The 26993-nt window shown below is 45.4% G+C and carries 29 protein-coding genes; 13 read left to right on the top strand and 16 right to left on the bottom strand.

Features of this window, described 5'->3' with window-relative positions:
• The first annotated feature begins 79 nt into the window (after positions 1-79).
• A complete protein-coding gene (locus NLX78_RS02000) occupies positions 80-1315 on the top strand; it encodes a nucleotidyltransferase (protein ID WP_254349484.1) in 1236 nt (411 codons plus the stop codon).
• On the opposite strand, the gene NLX78_RS01995 is transcribed toward NLX78_RS02000, so the two are convergent.
• Complete coding sequence (locus NLX78_RS01995) at positions 1305-2336, bottom strand: YlbL family protein (protein ID WP_254349483.1); 1032 nt, start codon at positions 2334-2336, stop codon at positions 1305-1307. The genes NLX78_RS02000 and NLX78_RS01995 overlap by 11 nt on opposite strands.
• Positions 2337-2534: 198 nt before the next feature.
• Between NLX78_RS01995 and NLX78_RS01990 the strand changes: the two genes are divergently transcribed.
• The gene (locus tag NLX78_RS01990; RefSeq protein ID WP_254349482.1) at positions 2535-3818 is read left to right on the top strand and encodes a nucleoside recognition protein; all 1284 of its coding nucleotides are present in this window, start codon (positions 2535-2537) and stop codon (positions 3816-3818) included.
• Here the strand turns inward: NLX78_RS01990 and coaD are convergent.
• The 9 genes from coaD to NLX78_RS01950 all read right to left on the bottom strand — a co-directional run bounded on the left by coaD (position 3781) and on the right by NLX78_RS01950 (position 10836).
• Positions 3781-4302 carry a pantetheine-phosphate adenylyltransferase gene (gene coaD / locus NLX78_RS01985; protein ID WP_250261723.1) on the bottom strand — a complete coding sequence of 174 codons (522 nt, stop codon included), beginning with the start codon at positions 4300-4302 and terminating at the stop codon, positions 3781-3783. The two genes, NLX78_RS01990 and coaD, sit on opposite strands and share 38 nt — an antisense overlap.
• Entirely contained in the window at positions 4295-4936 is a 642-nt protein-coding gene (gene rsmD / locus NLX78_RS01980; protein ID WP_061831348.1) for a 16S rRNA (guanine(966)-N(2))-methyltransferase RsmD, read from the bottom strand. Before rsmD ends, coaD begins: the two co-directional genes overlap by 8 nt.
• 314 nt (positions 4937-5250) lie before the next feature.
• Positions 5251-5373 (bottom strand): cyclic lactone autoinducer peptide, encoded by a 123-nt coding sequence (locus tag NLX78_RS01975; protein WP_023988155.1) that lies wholly within the window; start codon positions 5371-5373, stop codon positions 5251-5253.
• 5 nt (positions 5374-5378) lie between these two features.
• Positions 5379-5894 (bottom strand): accessory gene regulator ArgB-like protein, encoded by a 516-nt coding sequence (locus tag NLX78_RS01970; protein ID WP_367987580.1) that lies wholly within the window; start codon positions 5892-5894, stop codon positions 5379-5381.
• A complete protein-coding gene (locus NLX78_RS01965; protein WP_254349480.1) occupies positions 5887-6519 on the bottom strand; it encodes a hypothetical protein in 633 nt (210 codons plus the stop codon). Before NLX78_RS01965 ends, NLX78_RS01970 begins: the two co-directional genes overlap by 8 nt.
• Before the next feature lie 171 nt (positions 6520-6690).
• The gene (locus NLX78_RS01960; protein ID WP_254349479.1) at positions 6691-7809 is read right to left on the bottom strand and encodes an acyltransferase family protein; all 1119 of its coding nucleotides are present in this window, start codon (positions 7807-7809) and stop codon (positions 6691-6693) included.
• Complete coding sequence (locus tag NLX78_RS26650) at positions 7778-7849, bottom strand: hypothetical protein (protein ID WP_367987578.1); 72 nt, start codon at positions 7847-7849, stop codon at positions 7778-7780. The genes NLX78_RS01960 and NLX78_RS26650 overlap by 32 nt, the downstream gene beginning before the upstream one ends.
• Positions 7850-7988: 139 nt before the next feature.
• Positions 7989-9806, bottom strand: a complete 1818-nt coding sequence (locus tag NLX78_RS01955) for an APC family permease (protein ID WP_061831344.1) — start codon at positions 9804-9806, stop codon at positions 7989-7991.
• Between the two features lie 193 nt (positions 9807-9999).
• Entirely contained in the window at positions 10000-10836 is an 837-nt protein-coding gene (locus tag NLX78_RS01950; RefSeq protein ID WP_254349478.1) for an AraC family transcriptional regulator, read from the bottom strand.
• 138 nt (positions 10837-10974) lie between these two features.
• Here NLX78_RS01950 and NLX78_RS01945 point away from each other — a divergent pair, with 138 nt between their 5' ends.
• The 3 genes from NLX78_RS01945 to NLX78_RS01935 all read left to right on the top strand — a co-directional run bounded on the left by NLX78_RS01945 (position 10975) and on the right by NLX78_RS01935 (position 15143).
• Complete coding sequence (locus NLX78_RS01945) at positions 10975-13002, top strand: beta-galactosidase (protein WP_254349477.1); 2028 nt, start codon at positions 10975-10977, stop codon at positions 13000-13002.
• 68 nt (positions 13003-13070) lie between these two features.
• Positions 13071-14297, top strand: coding sequence for an MFS transporter (locus tag NLX78_RS01940; protein WP_254349476.1), 1227 nt, complete (start codon positions 13071-13073; stop codon positions 14295-14297).
• Positions 14298-14507: 210 nt separating this feature from the next.
• The gene (locus NLX78_RS01935; protein WP_061831340.1) at positions 14508-15143 is read left to right on the top strand and encodes a BclA C-terminal domain-containing protein; all 636 of its coding nucleotides are present in this window, start codon (positions 14508-14510) and stop codon (positions 15141-15143) included.
• A 73-nt stretch (positions 15144-15216) separates the two neighbouring features.
• Here the strand turns inward: NLX78_RS01935 and NLX78_RS01930 are convergent, their stop codons facing one another.
• Positions 15217-16047, bottom strand: coding sequence for a DegV family protein (locus tag NLX78_RS01930; RefSeq protein WP_025718529.1), 831 nt, complete (start codon positions 16045-16047; stop codon positions 15217-15219).
• A gap of 21 nt (positions 16048-16068) precedes the next feature.
• Positions 16069-16506, bottom strand: a complete 438-nt coding sequence (locus NLX78_RS01925) for a MarR family winged helix-turn-helix transcriptional regulator (protein ID WP_235308103.1) — start codon at positions 16504-16506, stop codon at positions 16069-16071.
• Positions 16507-16857: 351 nt separating this feature from the next.
• On the opposite strand from NLX78_RS01925, the gene NLX78_RS01920 reads away from it, so the two are divergent.
• From NLX78_RS01920 to NLX78_RS01910, 3 genes are all read left to right on the top strand, one after another.
• Entirely contained in the window at positions 16858-17070 is a 213-nt protein-coding gene (locus tag NLX78_RS01920; RefSeq protein ID WP_254349475.1) for a hypothetical protein, read from the top strand.
• Positions 17025-17909: an IS3 family transposase gene (locus tag NLX78_RS01915; protein ID WP_254349474.1), complete on the top strand. Its 885-nt coding sequence runs from the start codon at positions 17025-17027 to the stop codon at positions 17907-17909. Before NLX78_RS01920 ends, NLX78_RS01915 begins: the two co-directional genes overlap by 46 nt.
• A 286-nt stretch (positions 17910-18195) precedes the next feature.
• Positions 18196-18717, top strand: a complete 522-nt coding sequence (locus tag NLX78_RS01910) for a type 2 periplasmic-binding domain-containing protein (RefSeq protein ID WP_254349473.1) — start codon at positions 18196-18198, stop codon at positions 18715-18717.
• A gap of 90 nt (positions 18718-18807) precedes the next feature.
• Here the strand turns inward: NLX78_RS01910 and NLX78_RS01905 are convergent, their stop codons facing one another.
• From NLX78_RS01905 to NLX78_RS01895, 3 genes are all read right to left on the bottom strand, one after another.
• Entirely contained in the window at positions 18808-19389 is a 582-nt protein-coding gene (locus NLX78_RS01905; protein WP_061831338.1) for an NAD(P)H-dependent oxidoreductase, read from the bottom strand.
• A 72-nt stretch (positions 19390-19461) separates the two neighbouring features.
• Positions 19462-19884, bottom strand: a complete 423-nt coding sequence (locus NLX78_RS01900; protein WP_250261734.1) for a MarR family winged helix-turn-helix transcriptional regulator — start codon at positions 19882-19884, stop codon at positions 19462-19464.
• Positions 19885-20144: 260 nt separating this feature from the next.
• The gene (locus tag NLX78_RS01895) at positions 20145-21266 is read right to left on the bottom strand and encodes an NADH:flavin oxidoreductase (RefSeq protein WP_254349472.1); all 1122 of its coding nucleotides are present in this window, start codon (positions 21264-21266) and stop codon (positions 20145-20147) included.
• Between the two features lie 246 nt (positions 21267-21512).
• Between NLX78_RS01895 and NLX78_RS01890 the strand changes: the two genes are divergently transcribed.
• Positions 21513-22109 (top strand): TetR/AcrR family transcriptional regulator, encoded by a 597-nt coding sequence (locus NLX78_RS01890; RefSeq protein WP_254349471.1) that lies wholly within the window; start codon positions 21513-21515, stop codon positions 22107-22109.
• A 95-nt stretch (positions 22110-22204) separates the two neighbouring features.
• Here NLX78_RS01890 and NLX78_RS01885 read toward each other — a convergent pair whose 3' ends face one another.
• Complete coding sequence (locus tag NLX78_RS01885; RefSeq protein WP_250268069.1) at positions 22205-23356, bottom strand: iron-containing alcohol dehydrogenase; 1152 nt, start codon at positions 23354-23356, stop codon at positions 22205-22207.
• 251 nt (positions 23357-23607) lie between these two features.
• On the opposite strand from NLX78_RS01885, the gene NLX78_RS01880 reads away from it, so the two are divergent.
• The 4 genes from NLX78_RS01880 to NLX78_RS01865 all read left to right on the top strand — a co-directional run bounded on the left by NLX78_RS01880 (position 23608) and on the right by NLX78_RS01865 (position 26870).
• Complete coding sequence (locus NLX78_RS01880; RefSeq protein ID WP_250268068.1) at positions 23608-24642, top strand: C40 family peptidase; 1035 nt, start codon at positions 23608-23610, stop codon at positions 24640-24642.
• Between the two features lie 234 nt (positions 24643-24876).
• Positions 24877-25407 (top strand): GNAT family N-acetyltransferase, encoded by a 531-nt coding sequence (locus tag NLX78_RS01875; RefSeq protein ID WP_250268067.1) that lies wholly within the window; start codon positions 24877-24879, stop codon positions 25405-25407.
• A 242-nt stretch (positions 25408-25649) separates the two neighbouring features.
• The gene (locus NLX78_RS01870) at positions 25650-26021 is read left to right on the top strand and encodes an iron chaperone (protein WP_165175703.1); all 372 of its coding nucleotides are present in this window, start codon (positions 25650-25652) and stop codon (positions 26019-26021) included.
• A gap of 171 nt (positions 26022-26192) precedes the next feature.
• Positions 26193-26870 (top strand): tetratricopeptide repeat protein, encoded by a 678-nt coding sequence (locus NLX78_RS01865; protein ID WP_254349470.1) that lies wholly within the window; start codon positions 26193-26195, stop codon positions 26868-26870.
• The last annotated feature ends 123 nt before the right edge of the window (positions 26871-26993 follow it).

Raw genomic sequence — 26993 nt, 5'->3', positions numbered from 1 at the left:
AATCATTCACGGGTACTTAACCATTATTATCAAAAGGGTTACCCAATAAGCTACTTTAAGAAAGGAGCCGACTACGGTCTTGAAAACACTCGGTATGATTGTAGAGTACAATCCCCTGCATAACGGACATGTCCATCACTGGGAGGAATCTCTTCGCATCACTGGTGCACAACGCACAGTGGCTGTGATGAGTGGTCCTTTCCTTCAGCGGGGTGAACCCGCGATTACAGACAAATGGTCCCGCACCGAAATGGCACTCGCCATGGGTGTGGACCTAGTTCTGGAGCTGCCTGTGGCCTATGCCGTCCAGCCCGCAGAATGGTTTGCCCGCGGAGCGGTCGCCCTGCTCCATGCGACGGGCATCGTCGACGCGCTCTGCTTCGGCAGCGAGAGCGGAGACATCGCCCCGCTGCGCGCGCTGGCTCGCGTGCTGGCGGCAGAGCCGGCCGAGCTCAAGGCTGGCATCGCGAAGCGCCTAAGCAGCGGCACGAGCTATCCCGCTGCCTACGCGGGAGCCGCAGCCGCGCTCGCGGCCGAAGGAGCGGACGGCGCTGCGCTCGCCGCCCTCATGCAGCAGCCCAACAATACGTTGGGGCTGCATTATTTGATTGCGCTGGAACGGCTGGGCAGCACAATCAAGCCCTTCACGGTAGCCCGCACGGGCTCGGGCTACCACGAAGCCGTGGCCCCTGCGGACGGAGTCATCGCCAGCGCCACGGCCATCCGCCGTCTGCTGCTGGACGGCGGGCCGGAAGCCGCGTCACCGTACATACCTGCGGCGACACTGGAGATTTTGCGGCGCGAGTGGCAAGCTGAACGCGCGCCGCTGCACTGGGAAGCGTTCAGCCAGCCGTTGCTGAACGCCCTAATCACACGTAGCCCGCAGCAGCTGGCGGAGCTGCACGAGGTCACCGAAGGGCTGGAGCATCGTCTGCAGCAATCGCTGTACACGCTGTCCCAGCCTTCTGTGGAGGCCCTGCTCACCGCGATCAAGACAAGGCGGTATACTCGTACGAAGCTTCAGCGGATGTGTGCACATATTTTGCTGAATCATGCCAAAGCCGATATGACTCCGGCTGAGCTGGCGAAAGGTCCGGGCTATATCCGCGTGCTCGGCTTTAACAGGGCTGGACGCGAGCTGCTGGCACGTATGAAGCAAACAGCCACCCTTCCGGTATGGGTCAAGCTGTCTGCCGGATCACATCCCCACCTGGACTGGGATACAGCCGCAGCCGCCATACACGCAGCCGGGATGCCACGTCCCGCCATCCGCGGCATGTATGCTGATTACTTGCGACCGCCCATTATGGTTTGATAGGCAGCTTTTCCATATAATTCAGCGCATCGCCAAGCTTGCGAACCGAAACAAGCTTCATCCGGCTTCCCATTTGCTCAGCTTTGGCCTTGGCCTCTTTATAATTATCCGCAGGGACGAAAAACAATTCCGCACCCTGACGGTCAGCAGCAACTATTTTATACTTTGCACCACCAATCGCTCCAACCTGACCGTCCTTATCAATAGTACCCGTACCGGCTACACGATATCCCTTACTCAGATCACCTGGTGTCAGTTGGTTATAGATTTCCATGGTAAACATCAAACCTGCCGAAGGACCGCCAACATCTGTAGATGTAAAATGAATCGTTTTACGTTCATCCTTCGGCTCTACCTTCTGTACCGTGGCAATACTGACGCCAAATCCAGAACGTTGCTTACCCGTCTCACTGTCCGTGATGGTCGTTAAGGGAGCTTGCACGGTCAGCAACTTTCCATCGCGCTTTAGCTTCACTTTAGCCATTTTTCCCGATTTTTCGTCCTCTAAAGCCTTCCGAATGGAACGATTATCGGTCACCCGCACGCCGTTCAGCTCCAATATTTCATCTCCAGGCTCAAACACGCTGTTCGATCCCGGGACCTTAAATACATACACATAATCCGGCACAATGCGATAGGGAACATCGGCACGGGTGTAGGCAGCCTCCATCGCGGAAGATTGGGAATCCCCCATATACCATACCTGCTCTGCCGCATATTCGTCTTCACTTCTTCCATGCAGACGATCCTCTTTGCGCTGAATCTCCGAATTGCGGTCCAGCTTGGACAGGCCCAACATAATAACATTGGCATAACGCGCCGATACGGTCGTCATCATAAAGGTCCCCCGTTCGATGCTGTCACCCTCCCGGACTTTAACCATCGGTTTGATCTCGTTAGCCCCACCTGGTCCATAGATCAGATAAGGGGTTGGCATATAGACCAGCACATAGACCATTGCAGCCAGCATTAAGACATAACCGGTTGTAAAAAAAACTCTTTTCCGGTTTATTCGTTTCATTGCTTCTCCCCCCTTGCAGCCTAACTTCTCCTATCTTATCCAAGTGCCTCTGCGCCACCTGTTCTCAAGCCTTCCGAAAAAGCATACATTGTTTACGACAACGTATACGAACAACCTATCCCAAGACAACGAACGTGAATAAACACTGGAGACAGCATCCCACTCTCCTTAGTATATTTATGAGAGGTGAATTCTTTGATGCAAAAGGAAGCCCATTCCGCTCGTTATTGGACAACCATACTGCTTGGCCTCGGAGCCATTTTGCTTGTACTGGCTGTTGTCGCCTCACCAGAAGAAGTATTTCAAGCCTCTACTCAAGGCCTTAAGCTATGGTGGAGTATTATTTTCCCAGCCATGCTGCCTTTTTTGATGCTGTCCGAAATGCTCATCGCCTTTGGTCTAGTACATGGACTAGGTATCCTGCTGGAGCCGTTTATGCGATCCTGGTTCCGTCTACCCGGGCGAAGCGGCTGGGTGTTGGCGCTCGGCCTGACCGCGGGATTCCCCGCTGCAGCGGAAGCGGTGCGCCAATGGGCACAACAGGAGGATATGACTGCGTTTCAGCTTCGACGTCTAACCTCTATCGCTCATTTCTGCAATCCGATTACCATCCTGCTCGTCATCGGGACAGGGCTACTGCACAATGCTACCGCAGGCGTGATGTTACTTGCAGTTCACTGGATTTCCGGGCTGCTGGCAGGCTGGATCACCGCCAGACTATCTGTATCGTCCAAAGAATTGCAAAAACGGGAAACGCCAGCTGCCCTACGGCGCACCTCAGTTTCCCGTACTTCTCCCTCCCTGATCCGATCCGCATGGGAAGCTACCCGCTCTGCCAGAGAACGGGACGGCCGCAGTTTCGGAAAACTGTTGGGCGAAACCGTATCCCATGCTGTACAGACGCTGATGGTGACAGGTGGATTCATTATTTTCTTTTCCGTACTGATTCGACTGCTGTCCATATACACAGGCCAAGGATCGCTTTCTTTCATATGGCCTGCCTGGATGGAAATCCATTTGGGTTCCTATGAAATCAGCCGTCTGCCCTACGATCTTCGTACACAAGCAGCCCTGATCAGTGCTGTGTTGGGCTGGGGCGGCCTGTGCGGCTGGCTTCAAATTACCGCCGTCACCAGACCTTCCGACAAGGGCATCACCTTCACCTTGTCACGAGTGCTCCATGGGATCATTGCTTTTGGACTTACCTTAGCGACATGGGTCCCGCTTAACCGCATCGTCAGCAATACAACTCCCGCTTACGTCAATCGCAGTTCTGTGTCTTCTTTTGTGGAAAGCGTAAATGAATCCGCCACGCATCCTGTCATGACCGGAGCCAGCGGCTTACTAACACAAATAGAAGGAACATCTATGTACCCCTGGCAACTAACCGTACTGTCCATTGCGCTGCTGGGTACAATTATAGTTACCCTGCTGGCCTTTTCCTTTATGACTTCATGGTGGAGCCGCCGCGATTCGCGTTGACCTTCGCACGCAGCGCGTCTTCCACCTCCGGTGCCACCAGATCTACAACCTTGCCATCAAAATGCGCAATTTCCTTCACCATACTGGAACTCAGATATGAATAAGTCGGATTGGTCATCATAAAGATCGTTTCCGCATCCGGGTTCAGCTTATGATTTGTAGAGGCTAATTGCAGCTCATATTCAAAATCAGTCACCGACCGGATTCCTCTGACAATAACCTGGGCCCCTTTTTGACGTACATAATTAGCTGTCAGATCACGGAAGCTGTCCACTTCAACGTTCGGGATATCGCGAGTTACCGTTCGCAGCAGCTCCATTCGTTCCTCAAGTGAAAACAGCGGATTTTTACTAATATTGTTAAGAACCGCGACAATCAATAGATCAAACTGTCTAGCTGCTCTTTGAATAATATCCTGGTGCCCCATCGTCACGGGATCAAAGGTTCCCGGATATACGGCAATACGTGGTTTGTGCTCAATCATGATGGTCCTCCCCGTCTGATTCGCTGATGCCGAATTTGACCACTCCGGCTTCCGTATGTTCTACGACATCCGACAAAGCATCGGCTGCAAAATGATAAATAGATAACGCCGTTTCACCATAGACTGCTTTTCTGACCTGTTCGAACGGTCCGAAGCTTTCCGGATATTCATGTCCCGATTCATACTCCAGCACGATGATTGCATCTGAACGAAGCAAGTTCAACTCAGCCATACGGCTCATTAATTCATCTCCGTGTTTGAGACGATAGGGTGGATCGAGAAAAACAGCATCAAAAAGAGCTCCACGTTTTGCCAGCACCTTGAGCGCTCGTCCGGCATCATTGCGGAACACTTCAGCCTGTCCTTCCAGTCCAGTTTTTCGTAAATTTTCTTTAATGACATCAATGCTTTTGGATTCCATATCAATAAAAACAGCCTTGTCCATTCCCCGGCTAAGCGCCTCTATACCCAGGCCACCACTACCAGCAAACAGATCAAGTGCGACTCCCCCATCAAAATAAGGACCTATCATGCTAAATAGCGCTTCCTTGACCTTATCCGTGGTCGGCCGCGTCCCTGTGCCGGGAACTGCCTTTAACGGCCTTCCTTTGGCACTACCCGATACCACTCTCACGCTGAAACTCACCTATTTTCTATATGTGTTCATAACCATATAAGATTATGACGCTATCGTACCACATGCACCGCCGTTTGAAAAACTTAGGATGAGGCAGGTATAAAAAACCATTCCCTGGGCATCCTTAGGATATCGGCATTCAACCAATGTCGTAGACAACCGCGGAGAAGACTTACGTTTCCCCATAAGCTCTTCGTCCGGTTTCTCCTCTCCCATTCGGGCGCTCTTTAATGGAGCGCCTGATTTTTTTTTGCATAAAAAGAAGCTGCTTAATAGCAGCCCTATGTATCATTGTTATTCCAGTATTTTGTTTATTTCAGCAGTTCCTCGGGTGTATCCCCTTGATAAACATACACGTAACTCGCCACTGATACAGCAAATGTTGCAAACATAGACAACGATGTGGCTAATCCATATACCATTTTCCTCATCATTCCACTCACCTCCTTCCCCGGATCAATGTTAGACTTTGGACCAAAAAAGCAACAGCCACTACAGAGGAACCGATTACAAAATTAGTACATACAAGCAAGGAGGATAACAGTCGCAAGAGGGGATAAAAACGTACTAGAATGCGCGACTGCTTTTCAATTCTGGACGGGGCAAAACATAAAACGAGAATGAGAGCTATTCCGGTAAACAGGTTTGTCCACCAACTATTTAAGGCAATGCAGGATATGTAAGTAAAACCTGCTGAGGTCACCAACACACATGCCATGCCCGTTTTCAAATGAATGCCTCCTGATATTTGGCGCAGTAGGGCGAAAGCAACAAGAATCGTTACAGCTTCTACCATCCGCCCCGTGAAGATTGAGGCGAATAGTGTTATTACGATGATCATGGACGCATTCAGAATGAGAGCAAGTGCGTATTTAAGTACCGCGACAGAGGCTGGATGATCAGGCACAGTACGTTTGATCTGGTTAGCAAGTTTGAAAGCCATCGCTTCAATCATCCCGGTATTCCTTTCCGATTGCATAATAGATGAAAAATCCCGAAACCAGTGCAAAAAATATCATACTTAACCATACCTCGTTATAGTAGAGCACAATAGAAGTTGAAATGAGAGACAGGATAATCAGCGTGATGACAATGCCATATTCCTCTTTGAACTTAAGCTTCTTGAAATTAGGGGAAAAGCCGATCCCTTTTAAATACAACATCAATGAAATAAGCAGTCCTACTGCCGCGCTTACGACTTGTAGCAGATAGCCCTTCAAGGACCCATCCTGCAGCTCATAAACCGGAAGGTTGCCGAACATGACTTTTAAGAATACCGACTGAACAACGGCATATGCAAAATAACCTGTAACCGTCATAATACCGGACCACACAATCGGAATCTTCACGACCGTAGCGAGTAAAAAAATAAAAAGCAGCATATTTACGACAGGCACCAAATACGAAAGGGAAAACTCCTCTCGGAGCATATAACTTTGCATATTCATAATCAGGTTAACAAAAATGGCCTGCCAAAGATAAGGGGTCATTTTAACTTTAAAAATACTCAAAATCAGCGCAAAAACAGCTACTCCCTCAAGCGTGGAGAAAAGCAAAAAGCCGATTGGCTTCAAAAGCATGCGTGCATCTCCTTTACAATTCCAACCAACCTCATCGGTGTATTCAAAAACTTGGATGTACATCGAATATAAAGGGCTGGGAGCTACTTTTCAAGAGGTCTTTTCAATTATTTCATAGATTTATTCAAGCACTTCAACCAAATGTTATCGGATGCTGCTTCAAGTTGTAGCTTAGGCAACACTTTCTTTGACCGAATCTCCCTGCTTGCGCACAGGCTTCATACGTGATATAAGCTTTTTCCCCCAACGGATGCCGGGCTGTTCAATCCACGAGTAGGTAAACCAAGATAGTCCGATGGTGACTAGCAACGTCATGATAAACATAAGTATGAGGCTGACTAGGGGAGCAAAAGGTATTTTAACCTGTACGATTAGTCCCAGAGCCAGCATATGCGTCAAATACATGCTGCAGCTAAGGCGGCCGATCCATGACCATACCCGATTAAGCAGCCATATCGGCTGCCAGTGATACAAAGCATACGCTCCCAGTAGCAACCCGACACCTATGAGATAATCGGTCATGCCTCCAAAAAATGCAAATAGCACAGAAACAAGCAGCAAACCTCCACTGACTCGGTCTATACTTTTCCAATGCCGCTCGTCTTTCCAAATGAAAAACAACAATATACCTAGCCCAAAGACAGGCAATTGATTCGGAAACCATAAATACAGATAGTGCCCCCATAAAGAGTGATCACTAATCCATGGATATTGAGCAAATACCGTATTTAGCCCGAAGCTTACCACAAGCGCCATCACAACAAACCAGGTCGCATGGCGGACTGATCGGATCAGCTTAAATAATAGGGGGATAAACAGATAAAACATACATTCCACCGCAATGGACCATTCCACACCAATAATGCTGTTGATCCAGTACGGATTCAGACCATTCAAAAACAGGACATGAGCAGTGATATTGGCGGCAGTGACTCCCTCCTGATCTCCAAGCCAAAATCTTGGACCTGTCCCGTTCACAGCCAAATAGATTCCTAACATCACGTAATACAAAGGAGCAATCCGAAAAAAACGACGCAACAGGTAAGCTGAAATTCTTTCCTTCTTGTCACCTGAACGTCTGCTCAAGGACAGAAATAGTGTAAAAGCGCTGGCCATATAAAATAAAGCGACTCCTTTAGCTCCTATACTCAAGCCTTTTTGCAACCATCCGTTTAATCCGTCTACATGCTGGCTGACATGCACAAGTAAAACTCCAATAATAGCCAGCGCCCTCAGCGTATCTACAAATTGCAGCTTGTCATCTTCCATTTTCCCCGTGGCTTCGGGCATCGTATCCCTCCATAACAGTCTTAAATGATACATTTCGTATCTATAATACACAAAATGTATCACCAAAGTAAATATATCCGTTATGCAAAAAAACACCCTCCGACCGCAAAGAAATGCGGCCAAAAGATGTTCATTTTGGTCATGCTATATTCAGCTGTACCCTACAATTGGCAGTGACTTTATTTGTTTAAATGAAAAGGAACGGTCGTTACGATCACGTCTTTATAATTAATCAAATAAGCTCTCATCAGTAAGCTGGTCTGATTGTGTAGAATATTTTCCCACCAGTGCTTGGTGATGAATTGTGGAATGAGAACAGTGATATGGTCCTCGTCTGCTTTTTTCCACTCTACTGTATCGATGAACTTGCGAAGCGGATTAATAATGCTGCGATAACGGGATTTCAGTACCACCAAACGTATACCGACATCCCACTCTTCCCATTTCTGTTCCATTTTGCGAATCGCTTCATCATCCACACCCACATATACGGCAACCACATTGTCCGACAAGGTTTTGGCATAGCTGATCGTATTCATAACGACTCGCGTAATACCTGCCACCGGAATAATAATCGTATTGCCTTTCACCATAGGTTTATCCTTGGTAATATCAATGCGCAGTTGTTCAGCCGTATTTTTGTAATGCCTATTGATCTTCATAAAGAAATACAGAACCAAAGGCAGGAAGATAAAGATTACCCACACCTGGCTAAACTTGGTGAAGATAAAGATAAGCGTAATCGACAACGTGGTCAGCATCCCAACCGTATTAATAGCAAGTTTGACGATCCAGCCTGGCGGTTTGAGCTTGATCCAGCGAATCATCATACCAAGCTGTGAAAGGGTAAACGGAATAAATACCCCTACCGCATAAAGCGGAATCAGATTTTCTGTGTTGCCGCCAAATACGATGACCAGCAATGCCGAGAAGATACTCAGAAACAGGATACCATTGGAGTATCCGAGCCGATCTCCACGGACCATGAACATGTGCGGCATGTATTTGTCCTTCGCGAGCATAAAAGCAAGCAATGGAAAGGCCGAATAGGCTGTATTCGCCGCCAAAAACAAGATGAGCGCCGTTACGCCTTGAATGATGTAATACATCACACCGCGCCCGAAAGTGGCGTTCGCAATTTGCGAGATGACCGTTTCATGCGGATTAGGACGAACACCGTACCAATAAGCCAGCAAACTAATTCCGATAAACATACACCCGAGAATCAAACCCATCATCATTAGTGTAGTTGCTGCATTTTTGGCAGCAGGCTTGCGGAAGTTGGGAATGGCATTCGAGACAGCTTCTACTCCAGTTAACGCCGAGCAACCCGAGCTGAACGCCTTCAGTAACAAGAACAGACTGACGTTGGATACCGTAGCTCCAAATTGCGGTGCTGCAGCATGAGCTCCCCCTGCCACGTAATGAATGATACCGCTAATAATCAAAACAAAAATCGCAACAACAAATAAGTAAATCGGTACAGCCAGCACCGAGGCAGATTCTGTCACCCCGCGCAAGTTCATAATAGTCAAAAAGATAATCATAATCAGAGCAATGGCAATCCGATGATCATGTAACGACGGGAAAGCCGATGTAATGGCATCTGTACCTGCTGATGAGCTAACTGCTACCGTCAGAATATAATCGACCAGCAAAGAACCACCTGCAATCAGACTCGGACTCTTTCCCAAATTGTCCTGTGCAACAATGTACGCTCCTCCGCCACCAGGATAGGAAAATATGGTCTGTCTATAGGACAGGATCAGAATGATCAGCAATCCCAATACCGCAATGGATATAGGAATGGAATACCATAGGGCAGCGAAGCCGGCTGTAATTAAAACCAGCAGAATTTGCTCCGTTCCGTAAGCTACAGAGGACAAGGCATCTGAGGACAGAATGGCCAGTGCCTTGAGCTTATTCAGTTTCTCATCTTCAAGGGCAGTCGACTTTCGCGGACGACCGATTAATAATCTTTTGACTTTACTCAGCATTTCATTGACTCCTTCTTTGGATGAGGGTTTTGCAAAAGAACTATGGATCTTATGTTTATTATGTCACCTGAACATCAGATTGATGAAACAAATGAACTATTATTTTATACTCCCTCATCCTGAAAAAAACAATAAGGAATGCCCCCTAAAATGAGCATTCCCGAGTAAGAAAGAGTATTTCGATAAAATACCCTTATGTATACAGTAATTTGAACCTTTCAGGCGTAATTCCTTCAGCTCGGCGAAAAGTTGCCACAAAATGACTGGCATCTCGGAATCCTACTCGCTCAGAAATCTCCTTTACTGTTAATTGCGGGTATTCCGTCATCATTTCCTTGGCCTTCCGCAGCCGAATTACAATCAGATAAGCATAAGAAGTCACACCAAACGCTTGCTTAAATAATGTATTTAAATGACGAGAGCTGACATTCATCATAACTGCCATATCACCTAGGCCTACATCTGGACTGGCATAATTTTGCTCCATAAAGGCCAGTACAGGGGTTAAACGTTCAACATTATGGGATAGGGAAGGCATCGAGCTATGTTGTCCATGTTTACGCAGTAGAGTCAGAAAACGATACATATTGGCCGAAGCATCTAATCCAGACAAATCACGTTCACTAACCATAGAATGGAGCATAGTTTCCCCAAAGCTGTGTAGCTCGCTATCCGGGTCCCAATGATACCCACGCGTATACTTCAATCCCAGTGCAGTCAATACAGCAGTGGCGATGGGGCCGTCAAATGTAATGTATAACGTTCGCCATACCTTGGTCGCCCGTCTGTATGCATGGGATTCCCCGGGCAGCAGCAGAACCCCGGACTGCTCTCCCAGACGGAAGCTCCCCCCTTTAAATGTAAATATCCCTTCACCAGACACCGTCTGAATCCAGTGAAAGCACGGATAACCCTCTGGACGGGACACATCCTCCTGCTTGCTATTAAATCCGATACTTTCAATAAAAAGGGGTAAAGACTGCTCACGCGTAGTCAGGAAAAATCTTAAATGATGGGGAGTTAAAATCATAAAAAGCCACCTCCGGCGTATGCGGGTATGTTTTCACATGTAGATCCATATTGTTATATACACGTTCATTTTATTATATTTAAAAGCAGTTATTTGTATTATAAGATAGGATTATTCTTATATACAGAGGTGATTGGCATGATAAGCAGCAAACTTCCTAAAGTATTTTACGGTGGAGATTATAATCCTGAGCAATGGGATGAGGCCACGCATCAGGAAGATTTACGGATGTTCAGGCAGGCAGGGATTGATATCTCCACGGTCAACGTATTCTCATGGGCCAAAATTCAATCCGACGAAATCACATATCATTTTGAATGGCTGGATCAATTGATTGACAGTCTTTATGAAAGCGATATCTTCGTTTGTTTAGCTACTAGCACGGCAGCGCATCCAGCCTGGATGGCTACGCGTTATCCCGACATTCTGCGGGTCGATGCTGACGGGCGTAAGCGAAAATTCGGCGGACGCCACAACTCTTGTCCGAATAGCCCAACTTACCGAAAATATGCGGAGCAGATGGCTGATCGACTTGCAGAACGATACAAAAACCATCCTGCGATCCTCGTGTGGCACGTGTCCAATGAGTACGGCGGGGATTGCTATTGTGATAACTGTGCGGCCGCATTTCGGGTGTGGCTCAAGCAAAAATACGGATCACTGGAAGAACTAAACCGGGTGTGGAATACTTCCTTTTGGGGTCACACCTTCTATGATTGGGATGAAATTGTACCGCCAAATAATCTGAGCGAGCATTGGGGAGAAAATCACTCGACCTTTCAGGGCATATCCCTCGATTATGCACGCTTTAATTCAGACAGTATGCTTGATTGTTATCTGCTGGAGTATAACGCGATTAAAAAACATGTTCCCGATGCCGTGATAACGACCAACCTGATGGGCTTTTTTAAACAACTGGACTATTTTAAATGGGCTAAGCACATGGATATTGTATCTTGGGACAGCTATCCCGGGGCCAATACTCCGATAAGCTATACGGCGATGGCGCACGATCTGATGCGCGGCTTGAAGGATGGGCAACCCTTTATGCTGATGGAGCAAACACCGAGCCAGCAGAACTGGCAGGCGTATAATTCGCTTAAACGGCCTGGCGTTATGCGGTTATGGAGTTATCAGGCAGTCGCGCATGGCGCGGACACGGTCATGTTCTTCCAGCTTCGCCGCTCGATCGGCGCTTGTGAGAAATTCCACGGGGCCGTCATTGAGCATGCCGGGCATGGGAACACACGTGTATTTCGCGAGGTGGCACAGCTTGGCAGTGAGCTTGGCGCATTAGGCAACACGCTACTTGACGCGACCGTTAATGCCAAAGTAGCCATTTTATTCGATTGGGATAATTGGTGGGCTTTGGAAAAATCAAGCGGCCCTTCTGTCGCCTTGAAATATATGGATCAGGTACACAAGTATTATGCTCCCCTCTTCCGGCGGAATGTACAGGTAGACCTGATTTCTGTTGATGCAGATTTCCAGAAATATGATCTCATTATCGCGCCTGTACTCTACATGGTCAAGCCGGGTACCGCCGAGAAGCTGGAACAATTCACAGAGCATGGCGGCACCTTCGTAACGACCTTTTTCAGTGGCATTGTAAATGAAAATGATCTGGTCACAACCGGAGGATATCCTGGTAAACTGCGTAACTTACTTGGGATCTGGGTGGAAGAAATAGACGCGCTTCTGCCGGAATCACACAATCGCATTGTATTGAAAGAAAAGGTGGGCGTATTACAAGGTGAATATAAATGCGGTCTGCTCTGCGACTTGTTGCATAGCGAAGGCGCCGAGGTGCTGGCCGAATACGGCGATGATTTCTATCAGGGCATGCCAGTGCTGACACGTAATCGTTTCGGTCAAGGTGAGGCATGGTACGTTGCTTCAGATCCTGAAGAGACTTTCCTTGATGGCCTACTGGGCTACATTTGTGAGCAAAAAGGGATTTCATCCCTACTGCGCGCTCCTGCGGGTGTAGAAGCCACTGTACGGACCAAAGATGGAAAATCATATCTATTCGTTCTGAATCATAACGCCCAGACGCAGCAATATCATCTGGATGATCAGAAAGGGAACGAGCTGATCAGCGGTAAATACCTAGAAGGAGATATTTCTATTGAAGGTTACGGCTTTCAAGTACTGGAGCTATCATAATCACTCAGATTTGACTCATGCAGTCAGATTGCTGCATGAGTCAAATCTAGGTATCAAAGGAGTTCATCATGAAACGACTGCTATGGATCGGCAGCTTGTCTTATTTTTTAATCGGCCTGGCACACGTGGTTGTAGGCTCCCTACTGCCTGTGTTGTTAGAGCATTACGGTAGAAACTATACGGACGGCGGAAGCCTAATCTTCGCTCAATTTTCCGGTTTTCTGGGTGGAGTCCTGCTGTCGCCGTGGCTTGCCCGGCGTTTCGGCAAACGCCGAAGTCTAGTATTCGCCCTGCTCCTGCTGTGCGCGGCTGAAGTGCTGTACTCATTGCTGCTGCCTTGGGGTTGGCTATATGCCGTCGGGGCAGCAGCCGGGTTTGGCTTCGGCATGGTAGAAACACTCATTGGCACTATTATTATCAGCGGTATTACTCAAGGAACGGGCGCGGCGATGAGCCGTCTGGAAGTCTTTTTTGGGATTGGCGCTTTGGCTATGCCCGCTATCGCCAGCCAGCTCATTGCTCTCGGTTGGTGGCGATTGGCCTTTCCCATCATTTCCATGTTTGCAGCCGTGACCGTCATAGCTTGGCTGCGTGGGTCCTTCGGCACGCTGGACGCTGTATTAGACCAACAGGAACACCGAGGTGACAACCATGCGCGCTCCACCAACTCATCCAAATCCCCCACGGTGGAGGCTTCTAAACGTAGCCCTATAGGCAATTGGAAGCTACTTGCACTATTTATCGTCTTTTTCTTTATCTATGTAGGAACAGAGATGAGCCTGGCTAATTTCCTGCCCTCCATGTTCATCGAACGTTTGGGTCTCACACAAGCCGAAGCAGCACTTAGTGTCACCTGCTTCTGGTTAGCAATGGCTACCGGCCGGTTATTCACAGGCTACATTGCCGATCGATACGGCTACGGTGTCTTTGTCGCCCTGAGCTCACTGGTAGCGACCTTGCTGCTGTGCGTGTTCCCGCTGATCAAAGGCACTGCCGGCGCCTTTATCCTTATTGTACTGCTGGGACTGGGCATGTCCGGGATCTTCTCCATCGCACTTGTTTTTGCCAGCAAAATGATGCCAGGCACCGAAGAATCCACCACCAGCCTGCTTATAGGCGCAGGTGGAGTTGGAGGAGCTCTGCTGCCTTTATGGCTCGGAAATAGCATGGACCGTGGTGGAGCAGTCTCATCGGCGTGGTTGCTGGCAGGCTTCGCCTGCATCCTGTGTCTGCTTGGAGGCATCTTGTACGCCCTATATGTGCGCAAAAAACGGCTTCAAACCGCTTCATCATGATACACGTCTCTACTGGCGCCTTTGTCTGTTCCTTGGTTGTCATCCAAGTGCACATTCAAAGGTGCTTTTTTACATACTAGACGAATGTACCTTGTACAGCAGCCTGTTTTTAGTCAAAATAGATCGTTTCCTATGGATCACAGGACAGATATCCATGCCTCCTCTAGATGAATGGAGTAGTATACAACAAACCATATGGAGGTGTTTGTATTGGGTCATCCTGAATTAAAACGAAAAAAAGGCCGTAAAAAAAATGTTTTTGTCCGTGCCTGGTTTGATAAGTTAGAAAAAAAGTTTGAGGAAAAGCCCCCAAAGAGAAAAGGCCGCTCGAAACGGAAAGGGTTCGGGAAAGACATCATCGTCAAAAAGCAACTTGTAAGTGTGAATATTAATCATGGCGCTTTAGGGCCTGAAGGGGATTCTGGAACCATAGGTGATTTAGCGCAGTTCGGTTATATTTATAATGTGAAGCCCCAAGTTGTTCCGATTGAAGGGGATGTCATTTTGGATACAAACGGTATACTTACACCTGGAATTGCTCATGTTCCAGGAACTACACAGATTGCTGTATCCGATGCTGGAAAATATGAAGTTCACTTTTCGGTGTCCGGTGTGGAACCTAACCAATTCGCCCTCTTTATTAATGGCGCACTGGCTGAGGGAACTGTATACGGCTCAGGAGCCGGGACACAACAGAACACAGGGCAAGCCATCCTCGCTCTGGCATGCGGTGACGTCCTTACTTTGCGAAACCATAGCTCTACTACTGCTGTTACCCTGCAAACACAAGCCGGAGGAACTCAAGCCAGCATAAACGCTTCTGTCCTCATTAGAAAATTGAGATAGGCTTGAACTCCCGCAAAGCCTCAGTGTACTAAAAAGGGTTTATCCATACAGCGAGGATAAACCCTGAATATTTTTAAAAGGCCATAATGATCCCTTTGTCATTGGCGTACATTGAACTAATCCCTCTGGTGGACACAATATGAATATCTTTAAATTGATAGCGTTTCTTCAGCGCATTCATTAATTTTTCCGCCAGCCCAGGATTATTGCAGTGAGTAATGACGATGCTTTCTCCTTCGGTAGCCCGGCCACTTTTTTCAATAGTATCTGCCAGCTTTTCGATAATTTGATTCTGACCGCGTGCTTGAGTAAAAAATGCGATATTCCCGTCACCATCCGAGCCTAAAATAGGCCTGATATGCAAGAGTGAAAGTATCTTTCCAGTGATTTTATTCATTCGTCCGTTCTTAACCAAATTATCCAGATTTTCTAAAACAAAGTAGGTTTTCATCTTGCTGATAAAGCTCTCCAAGGAAGAAATAATTTCGCTTTTATGATATCCCTCGTCAATCAACTTGCGTAGTTTTAGAGCTAACAAGAGCTGTCCAGCCGAAGCGCTTTTCGAATCAAATACATGAACATCCGCCCCTTCTTCTTCCGCCATATCTTTTCCTACCAATGCACTGGAATACGAACTGGACAGGTTGCTGGATAATGTAATGGCAAAAGAAGTATGCGCACCTTGAAAGGCTTCCTTATACAGCATAGGTGACGGTGATGCGGATCCAATTTTGGTTGTACAGGCTTTCATTTCTTCCATAAACTGAGGCAAGTCCAATGTGTCATCATCTACGAAGCATTTATCTCCCAGCGTCATATTCAACGGAATCGTAGTAACTTGCATCTCTTCTCTAAGCTCTCTCGTTAAATCACAGCAGCTATCCGCTATTATTTTATATCTCACCCGGTACACCCTCACATTATGTTATTTTTCAATAGAACGCGCATTCATAATACTCAAAGAAAGCTCAATTAACCGTATAAATTCCTTCACATTCTTCTCACCCAAACCTACTACAAGCGCTTCAAAATAACCTTCAATTCTCTCTTGCTTCTGTTTGATCAAGGATTCACCATCTACTGTGAGCCTTACACACATTCGTCGTCTGTCATGCTCAGACATTTCCATAGTCACATAGCCTTTTTTCCTTAATCCCGTAAGCGCTGCCGTAATTCTTGATCTGGATACATGCAGATGATCGCTGAGCAAGGAAGGATTAATTTCATCATCCCGATGCTGAACTAAATATTGAAGCACATGGTTTTCCCCCTGAACAAGCTCCGTCAGGCTACTGAATAATTCCATGCCATAAATCCGGTTAACGGATTCTCTCAATTCGTCCCTTAGTTCATAATCTTTCATAGTGAACCTCCGCAACACACATAATACATACAGTTAACTATTAATACTATGTACTATAATGAATTGCCCACGATAATAACAATGAAATATTTGTGAATTTTTACACTTCAACCCCCTTGAATGTCCAGTAACAGGAGGTTTTATACTGTGGACTGTGACACACCCAGAGGAGACTGAAGTGCACCCCTTAGAATAGACATTGGAATAAACCCCTGGTTTATCCGATGAATTTCTAGGGGGTGCATTTTTATGCCAGCGAAAAAAGGACAGAAGTTTAAAGAGTATACGTTTGAAACCTAAGTAGAGGCCATACGGCTTCATATCGAAGAAGGTTGGACATATCGTAAACTTATGGAGAAGTTCGGGATTGCAGATCGACATCGGTTGAAAGAATGGATGCGGAAGTACAAGGAACTCGGTGAATTCGGACTTATGGACCAACGAGGACGACGGAAGGAATATATGGACCAGGACAGGTACGTCCAAAATTTAAAACGGGAAAACGATATGCTAAAAAAGTGTTTGGAAATCTGGATGCAGGAGATGAGGCGCACAAGTATGTAACGATTGAGAAGGCTGCTAAAGAGTATCCAGTTAGCGAACTCTGTAAGCTATTTAAGGTCTCTAGAAGTGGATATTACGCTTTCTTAAAACGGAGAGAAGCAGATCGAGATCGGGACGCGAAAGCACTTGTGAAGAAAGTGTATGAGCAGTATAACGGAGTCTACGGCTATCGCCAAATTCAACTATTTTTGCAGCACGATCATGGAGTCTGGATGAACCATAAAAAGGTACTCCGGCTCATGCAGGTCTTGGGGAGCCGCTCACAAATTCGCCGGAAGCATCGCTGTAACTATGCTTCTTCTACAGAAGGTCGTGTGGCGAAAAATCTGCTAAATCAGGATTTCAAGGCGGACAAACCTAACCAAAAATGGGTCACAGATATCACGCAATATCGTGTGGGGGATTGCTGGCTATATCTGTCTGCGATTAAAGACTTGTTCAATAACGAAATTATCGCGTACCAGATGAGCCATAGAAATGATAACGAACTGGTTTTACAGACGTTTCGACAAGCCTTTAAACAGCAAAAAGACGTGACTGGCCTCATCGTTCACAGCGACCAGGGATTCCAGTACACGTCCCATGCGTACCACGACATGCTGCCAAAGGTTGGCGCCCGAATCAGCATGTCTCGCCGAGGCAATTGTTATGATAATGCCTCGATGGAGAGCTTCTTCTCGCATCTCAAAACGGAAGGGCTCTACCCCTATGATATCCGAAATATGGATGAGGCACAAAGGAGAATAGAAGAATATATTCGATTTTACAACCAATGTCGACCACAACGAAAGTTAAATAAGCTGCCTCCGAAAGAGTATCGGAAGCAGCTTATAGCCTAGGGCCTTTTTTTAGTGTCTATAAAATGGGGTCTTGACCAGACAACAAGGAGGGTTTTATTTGATGAGGTTTTTGGAAATGTGCTATATCATTATTAATACTTTCATGCTTGGCTGGTTTCTATTTGCTCCAAAAAATCATTTTAGCAAACTTCCCCAATGGAATGCACATGTTCACCTTCCTGTCTCATTAAGTTTGGCTCATTTTAATTTGAATCGTATATTCTAGTATGTGTGATAAAATAAATCATGCTAATACTTTCTTATTATGAAGGGGTTTTAATCATCTATGCCTAAGCTACTTTCCAAAAAAAGCATCATTATATTTATTATTATCATAATCGCTTTAATGGCATATTTCACAAAAGATCTATGGACGGATATGCTGGTAAAGTCAACAGACCTATCCCAATTGACCATAAACAATATTTCTCTAAGCAAAAATATTGCGGACATTGATTTGACTGCTTTTACAAAGAATCCGGATTTTAACGATAAGCACACCAAAGATGCCGATTGCAGGTATTTTGAAAATTTCTTGATTGTCTATAGCTCTAGTGGAGAGATTATGAAACTGCAAACCTTGTCCAAGAGTGGATTTTCCAGTATCGCCAGCCACAAATTTCAGAATCTTGATGATGTGAAAAATAAATTAGGTAACCATTTCGCGAATCAAAGCTACGACTCCGCCCAAAACCTAAACGCCATAGTATATTATGACAAAATAAATCGTACAAAGGCTAGTTTTGTATATCCCAATAATAACAAGCAGGATCAGATCGTTGTTTGGACTATATTAGAGAAGTATTAGCATTTACAAGAAAAAGGCCAACCACTAAATACGGGTTGACCTCATCATTTAAAAGAATGTCTTACGTTTCTAAGAGAACATAAACTGACTTTACAGCACCGTTTTAACCGTGTCTTGTACTTGCTTCAACAATCCTTTATAGCCATCTTCATCAAGGTAGCCGATACTTCCGAGCAGCAAGTGACCGACGGATTCAATTCCAACGAAATCAAAAATCCCCGTATCTGATGTGATCTTCAATCCTGCGGTCATACCGATTTCATCGTAGATCGCGTTGGGAGTACCGTGTGTATTCACGATAAAACCTTTTTTACCTGTAAGCAGCTTATTAATCCCTTCTACACCAGCCGTATATGCAAAGCCGTATGCAAATACACGGTCAACGTAACCTTTCAGGATAGCCGGAAGACCTGTCCACCAGATGGGAGAAATAAAAGTAATCGTATCCGATTGTGAGATGTATTCCTGCTCCACTTTGATATCAGCCGGGGTTTGCCCTGCTCTCATAGCGGCAGTATCCTCAGGTTTTAATACAGGTTGAAAATCAAGGGCATATAGATCGCGTACAACGACTTCGTCACCTTTTTCTTTCAAGGTATTTACAACCGTTTCGAGTATCGCATGATTAAAGCTTTCTGCGTTAGAGTGAGCATAGATGATAAGATGTTTCATTTTAATAACCTCCCGATGTTTTATTGTTATTTTGATATTAATATAGATATCTATACATTTACTTAAAAAAATTTATAATCTGTTTTTGACATGCTCCAGCAAATATTCCAGCTGTTCTTTTTCTTCATCTTTAAGACCACCATAGATCGTTTCTTGTAATCTGTTGGAGATCATCTCAAATATAGGCTCTATCTCTCTTCCCTTATCGGTCAGAAATATCAGGGTAACTCGACTATCCTCCCTTTCTTTTTTTCTTTCGACATACCCCAACTTCACTAGCTTGTCGATCAAAACAGTAACAGTGGGTTGCTGACGAGAAATTTTTTGCGTCAATTCCTTAATGGAAAGCCCATCCTTTTGATAAAGGAACATTAGAATTCCACCATGAGTAGGAACAATCCCTTCAATTCCATTCGCTTCAAGCTCAGACACAATCAATTTATTGATCGAGTCTCTAATGGTTCCTATCAGTGCAGCTGTATTATTTTTTAACATACAAGCATTATTACATAGACATCTATATATATCAAGTATTGATGTCAGTCTGATCTGGTTTTAGTATATGAATGATTTCAAAGAACTAGGATTAAGTCTGTTATAATGAGATCTAAATTAGATAGGAGCTTGATGGTTCATGATGAACTACTATCCAGACGCATAAAAAAACCAAAATACCAAAGTTCCTTACCTGACTTTGAGTATTTTGGCTTACAGTGTATTTATGAAATGAAGAGGTGTTCAAAGTATGATATGTTTTAGTTGAGCGTTTGAAGTACCTCAGGTGTAAAGGTTTGAAGATCATGAATTCGGCCTTCACGTATTTTCGTAGCCCAAGCAGGATCTCCCAGAAGCGCACGCCCAACAGCCACCAGATCAAATTCATTGTTGTCCAGCCGTTCCAGAAGTTCATTAATATCTTGGTGTCCTGCCCCTTTCCCTTCCGTATAACTTACAAAATCCTCATCCAGACCTACAGAGCCAACCGTAATCGTGGTTTTTCCAGTCAGCTTCTTCACCCATCCGGCAAAGCTCAAATCGGAGCCTTCAAATTCAGGTACCCAAAAGCGACGTGTCGAGCAATGGAAGATGTCCACGCCCGCTTGTACTAACACATTCAGGAGCTGCCCCAGTTTATCCGGTGTATCGAACGGCTTTGCGTTGTAATCATTCATTTTCCATTGGGATAGACGCATGGCAATAGGATAGTCAGGGCCAACCTCAGCACGAATAGCTTCCACAAGCTCAATGGCGAATTGAGCACGTTTTATGATATCACCACCATAGCGATCCGTACGTTGGTTCGTTCTCTCCCAAAAGAATTGATCAACCAGATAGCCGTGTGCTCCGTGAATTTCAACGCCGTCAAAGCCCAGTCGTTTTGCATTCGCCGCTGCATCGACATAGGCGCCAATGACCTTGGCGATTTCTTCTTCTGTCATCGGCTCGGTCACTTTATTGCCTTCCAGATCCAGCCCCGATGGACCAATCGATAGCGCTTCGGGATTCGGCTGAGATCCCAAAGGACGAGCCATCCCCATATGCCAAAGTTGTGGGAAAATTTTACTATCAGCTTCATGAACCTGTCTGACCACTTCAGCCCAACCGTTTAAAGCCGCTTCCCCATAAAAATTAGGTATCCTCGGCTCACTTGTTCCAGCCGGATGGTCAATCACTGCGCCTTCAGAAATAATAAGGCCTACATCATTCTCTGCGCGACGGCGATAATAAGCGGCTACATCCGGTCCTGGCACACCATTTGGTGAAAAAGCGCGGCCCATTGCCGGCATTACAATACGAGTCTGTAAGGTCAGATTATGAATGGTATAAGGTTGAAATAAAGATTCTGTTGAATGGACATTTTGCGGTTGATCACTCAAGGATTGTACCTCCTCATTTTCTTTTATCGTTATAAAGGATTATATAAAAGGCTCGTGCACCATCAAACGGGGTGCAAGTGAAATGTTAGCAATGTTTAATTTATCATTCAACCGACAAAATGTTCATTCTGTTGCTTAACCAAAAGGGTTATAAAATTGTTGTATAACTAAACTCACTTGTTGACAAAACAACACATGTTTATAATGGGGGAATCATTTGATTTACCTGAAAGGAGTGTCTTGAGGATGCCTGGTGTAACCTCACCCAACCCAAACGATCCGCGCGTCATTCGAACACGTAGACTAATTCTCGACGCATTCACTGACCAATTAAATAAGAAAGACTTCTACACGATTACGATCAATGACATTACCCAAAAAGCCACCGTTAACCGTGCTACGTTCTATGCACATTTTCAAGATAAATATGCACTGCTTGAAACCCTTTTGTCAGAAGCATTTTTGGAGCATGTTATTAAGAGGATTGATGCTGAGGCGCGTTTGTCGGAGGGGACCATTCAGAAACTTATTCTTTCGTTATGCGACTATCATGACACTAGTAACCAATGCGTCCATAAATATAATTCAGTCGCACCCATCCTGGAAGAACATATTAAGAATCAATTAGAGCAATTCATACTTCAACTCATAACAAGAGGAACCAGTAATACAGACCCAAGAACGTTAGAACTTGCCGCGACTATTTTAAGCTGGTCCATTTATGGTGTAACCTTTCGCTGGAATGCGGAAGGAAAAAAAGAGTCCCCTACAGATTTAGCCGAGAGAGCTGTGCCATTAATATTCAATGGGGTTGTCTTATCTCTAGTTTCACAAATTTCTTAGTAGAAAATGCAAATAAAAAGGGCCGTTCCCAGTATTCTTCGATCATTTCCTGGGACAGCCCTTATAGTATTTAGTAAAATAATTGCATCTTTTATTTAAAGAATTTTCTTAAACATCTCGATAACTTGTTCTTTGCTAGGTATGAACGGATTGCCCGGAGCGCAAGCATCCTTCATTGAGTTCTCGGCAAGCAGATCCAAATCCACTTCATTTACACCCAGTTCAGAAAGTTTGGAAGGAATCCCTACTTCCTTCGACAGGTCTTTGATTCTTTGGATTACATAGTCTGCGCATTCCTTATCCGTTTTCCCCTTATCTTCAAAACCGATGACCTTAGCGATGGCACGAAATTTCTCTGGTACATGCTTGGCGTTCTCCTCCTCCACAATCGGCAGCAGCATGGCATTGCAAACACCATGAGGCAAATCGTATACGCCGCCAAGCTGATGCGCCATCGCATGAACGTAACCCAATCCAGCATTATTAAATGCAAGTCCTCCCAAGAAAATAGCGTATACCATTTGCTCTCGTGCTTCTATATCATGACCGTTGCTCACCGTACGAGCCAAATGATTAAAAATAATCTCTACTGCTGCCAACGCAGTCGCATCCGTTACAGGATAGGAGCCTGGCGTAACCAAAGCTTCAATAGCGTGGGTCAAAGCATCTAGTCCTGTAGCTGCCGTTAATGCGGCGGGTTTATCTACCATCAGTTCAGGGTCGTTGACCGAAATTGTAGCAACACTATTCTTATCAACCATAACCATCTTGACCTTGCGCTCTTCGTCCGTAATGACATAATTAATCGTGATTTCAGCCGATGTTCCTGCTGTGGTATTAATAGCCACAATAGGAAGCGATTTATGCGTGGATTTATGAACGCCCTCATACTCGGTTATATGTCCCCCATTGGTAGCAATAATGCCGATTCCCTTAGCCGTATCCTGTGGTGATCCTCCGCCAATCGAAATTAAAAAGTCACATCCGTTTTCTTGCAGAAACTGAACACCATCATGTACATTTTTACAGGTCGGATTTGGTTTTACTTCATCGTATACCGCATAGTTCAATCCAATATCATCCAGCAAAGATGTAACCTTGCCTGCAACGCCACTCTTCATCAAAAATTTATCCGTAACGACTAGAGCTTTGTTTAAATTCAGTTCTTTTATATACGGTCCAACTTCATGCAAACATCCTGTTCCCATAAGATTGATAGATGGTACAAAAAATACATGTGCACTCATAAAAAATCGGCCTCCTAAGAATTCACTTCTTAATGCCTCGCTAAATACGGAATCAATCTCTAAAGTGAAATATTTCACACAGATAATTTTATCTTTACTTTGTTTTGATGTCAATAATAAAACACAGATATTATTTTGTTTTATGTTTGTTTGTTTTGTTTTATTAAATGAACCCAATATTTAGTACACAACTAATCGGATGCAGTCTCGTACAACTTAGATGAACACATTCACAATGAGGTGATAACAGCATGACAATCAACAAGAAAGTATTGCTGGCTCTGCTGGCGGTATCACTGCTCCAAGCTCCCCCCTCTTATGCAAAGTCGGTACGGACGACTCCGGTGACAACCGTTTATGTAGATGACCGCCCGCTTCAGCTTGCCGTCCAGCCGCTGCTGCTAGACGGGACAACGCTCATCCCCATGCGCCAGTTGTTTGAGGCGCAAGGAGCCAGGCTTTCCTGGGATGGATCCGGCAAAACCGTAACGGCAACCAAAAACGACACGGTGCTGACCTATCGCATCGGGGAACTCGCTGCCACCTTAAACGGCGGTACGCTGTCCCTGAATGTTCCAGGACAGATTGTTGAGGGCAACACGATGATTCCACTGCGTTTTGTAAGCGAAGCACTTGGGAGCACAGTAAAGTGGGAGGCCTTGACCCGGACCATCCGAATTGCCTCTAGGGACGATTTTTTCACAACGGTTCTTTTCGGGGTCAACCTGCGCAGCAAACCGGATTCATCGATAGCTTCCTCTTCCCTACGGCTTATTCCAGCCGACGAAAAGGTTCATGTCATTCGCGAGGTCAATGCTCTCTGGCTGGAAGTGCGCACTAAAGACAACCTGACCGGATATATATCGGCTAAACCAAAATACAGCGATTATACCAGCCCATCCCTGGTGGAACGACAAGGAGATGAACTGATCGCCTACGGAGAGAAATTCCTTGGTACTCCTTATGAATTCGGAGCAGCAAGCGGCCAGACATCGACCTTTGATTGTTCTTCTTTTGTGGAGGAAGTGTTCCGGCATACGCTCTCTATCGACCTCCCTCGTGTCTCTTACGATCAGGCTAAAGAAGGCCGGAAAGTCGGGCTGAACGAGCTGCGCAAAGGCGATCTGCTGTTCTTCAGCGCACGCGGCCTGGAGATCGGCCATGTGGCTATCTATGCAGGGAACAACAAGTTGCTGCATACCTTCTCCAAAGAACGCGGCGTTCATTTTGACACGTTTGACGATAAATGGCAGAAACGTTTCGTAACAGCGCGCAGGCTGTTTTAGGACGAACCAGATAGCCAATAACAGGAGGATTCCAGTACCACACTCATTATCTTCTGATTGCCTTTTGCCGGACGCCTCCCTTGCGGTTTGCGTTCAGGCGGCAAAAGGTCTGGGTTCATTGTTAAATGGAGGTCTAACGTTTAAAGGCTACGAACGCATAAAAGATTGGATTGAGATGTTAATCGTTTTAAAATACTAAGTAGAGTCTGTTGATTATAGACAGGAGGAATCGTTATGCAATTTGAGACAAATCGGCTCATCATTCGTGATATTGGCAGATCCGATTGGGAAAGTATACATACGTACACGTCATTGCCTGAAGTTACTAGATATACGGCCTGGGGACCGAATACAGAAGAAGATACAAAGGCATATATAGAACAAGTTCTAGCTTCACAGCAGGAACAACCACGACAAGACTATGAACTAGCCGTTTGTCTGAAAAACAACGGAACCCTGATCGGCGGTGTTGGTATTCATGTCAAAGATACTAATGCAGAAATGGGTTATGTTTTGAACCCAGATTATCAAGGGAAGGGTTATGCAGCAGAGGCAGCACGAGCGATACTAGACTTTGGATTTAGCACACTTGCTGTCCACCGTATTTATGCAACATGTCGTCCAGAAAATAAGGCTTCTGAGAAGGTCATGCAACAGATCGGAATGCAACGTGAAGGTTTGATGCGTGAACACTGGTACTACAAAGGCGAGTTTCATGATTCATATTTGTACTCTATTCTTGCTGAGGAATATAACAGGACATAAAAGGTATTTTTTTATATCTAAATATATTTTTATATTTTTCAACAGACAATTACTCCTTAAGAAACATGTTGCTGCGATAAAATGATAGTTAAACCATTTTGACTATCTAGTTTGAAAATATATATAGTTGGAAATAGGTGTTGTTAAGAATCTGTCTGAGCCATTCTGGGAGGAGTTTTAACGACAAATAGGTTTGAGGAACTTTTCTGAACGATATAATTTTTAATTAAGGAGGGAACAACATGGAAGCTTTTGCAGAATATTTAGCGCATATTGATAACCCCCAACATCGGGCTCGAACGCAAGAGGTTTTGGCTTGGGTAACCAAGAAGTTTCCAAATTTAATGGCAAAAATTGCGTGGAGTCAGCCTATGTTTACGGATCACGGCACATTTATTATTGGCTTTAGCGTAGCCAAACATCATTTGGCCGTTGCCCCTGAAAAGGCAGGGATTAATCATTTTTCTGAGTTAATTATGCAGGCTGGCTATGATCACACCAAGCAGTTGGTACGTATCCAGTGGGATAGTCCCGTTGATTTCTCATTACTTGAGAAAATGATCGAGTTTAATATTTTGGATAAGGCAGACTGTTCAACCTTTTGGCGGGGATAAAAAAAGGTTCCTTTTCTCGTAAAACTATACATCGAGCATCACAAATAAGTATGTTTCTTCTCGCCCCTCTACCATCCTTCCAAATCTCATCATGCTAATGACCCTTAAAGTAACCCTATGCTATAATGTGGAAAGTATGGATTGTTACATGCACAGGAGGATTGGAGCAAAATGATTGGGAAATTTTTAATTTTCTCTCTACTATGGAGTTTGCTCGGCAACCCGTTTTTGGCAATGCTCGTACTCCTAATCGTGATCTATATATTGGATCGCAGCTTTGTCGGTGTATTGCCCAGCATCAGCAAACCATGGAAAAGAAGACGCAATGCCGCTCGATTGCGCCAACAGATTACGCTAAACGCCAACGATGTGGCTGCCAAGTTCGATTTGGCTCGTATCTGGATCGAAAGCAAGAAATATCCTCAGGCTTTGGAGCTGTTATTGGAAATTCAATCCCGTTATGAAGAATCAGCAGACTATTGGAACGCACGGGGAACGGCTGAAGTACACACAAACCATCTAGAAGATGGAGAACAGGATTTACTGAAAGCACTGGATATTAACCCGCGGGTGCAATACGGCGAGCCTTATTTGCATTTAGCCGCTGCTTTCAAAGAACGTGACGTCAATAAGTCACTTCATTATCTGCAGCAATTTCAGGAGATTCAGTCTTCTTCCAGTGAGGGCTATTATCTGACAGGCTTGATGTACCGTATGCTGGGACGCAAGGATGAGGCCATTGTAGCCTTTAACCAGTCCATTGCCGTCTATCGCTCTCTGCCCAAATACCGTAAACGAAGTGAGCGCAAGTGGGCTGTACGTAGCTTATTCCGTAAATTAATCGGCTAAACAGCTATATTTATTTTCTTAACGACCTTTCTCTTCTTTTGAGAAAGGTCGTTTTTACGTTTGTCTACCATGTACTTCCACGGACCTGAATCGGCTCCCTTTCGCATCCTGAATTTGGGACAT

This window comes from Paenibacillus sp. Lou8.1, assembly GCF_024213565.1.
GTDB classification, from domain to species: Bacteria; Bacillota; Bacilli; order Paenibacillales; family Paenibacillaceae; genus Paenibacillus; species Paenibacillus polymyxa_B.
Note: the sequence above shows the minus strand (reverse complement) of the source record. Positions and strands in the feature narration are given on the sequence as shown.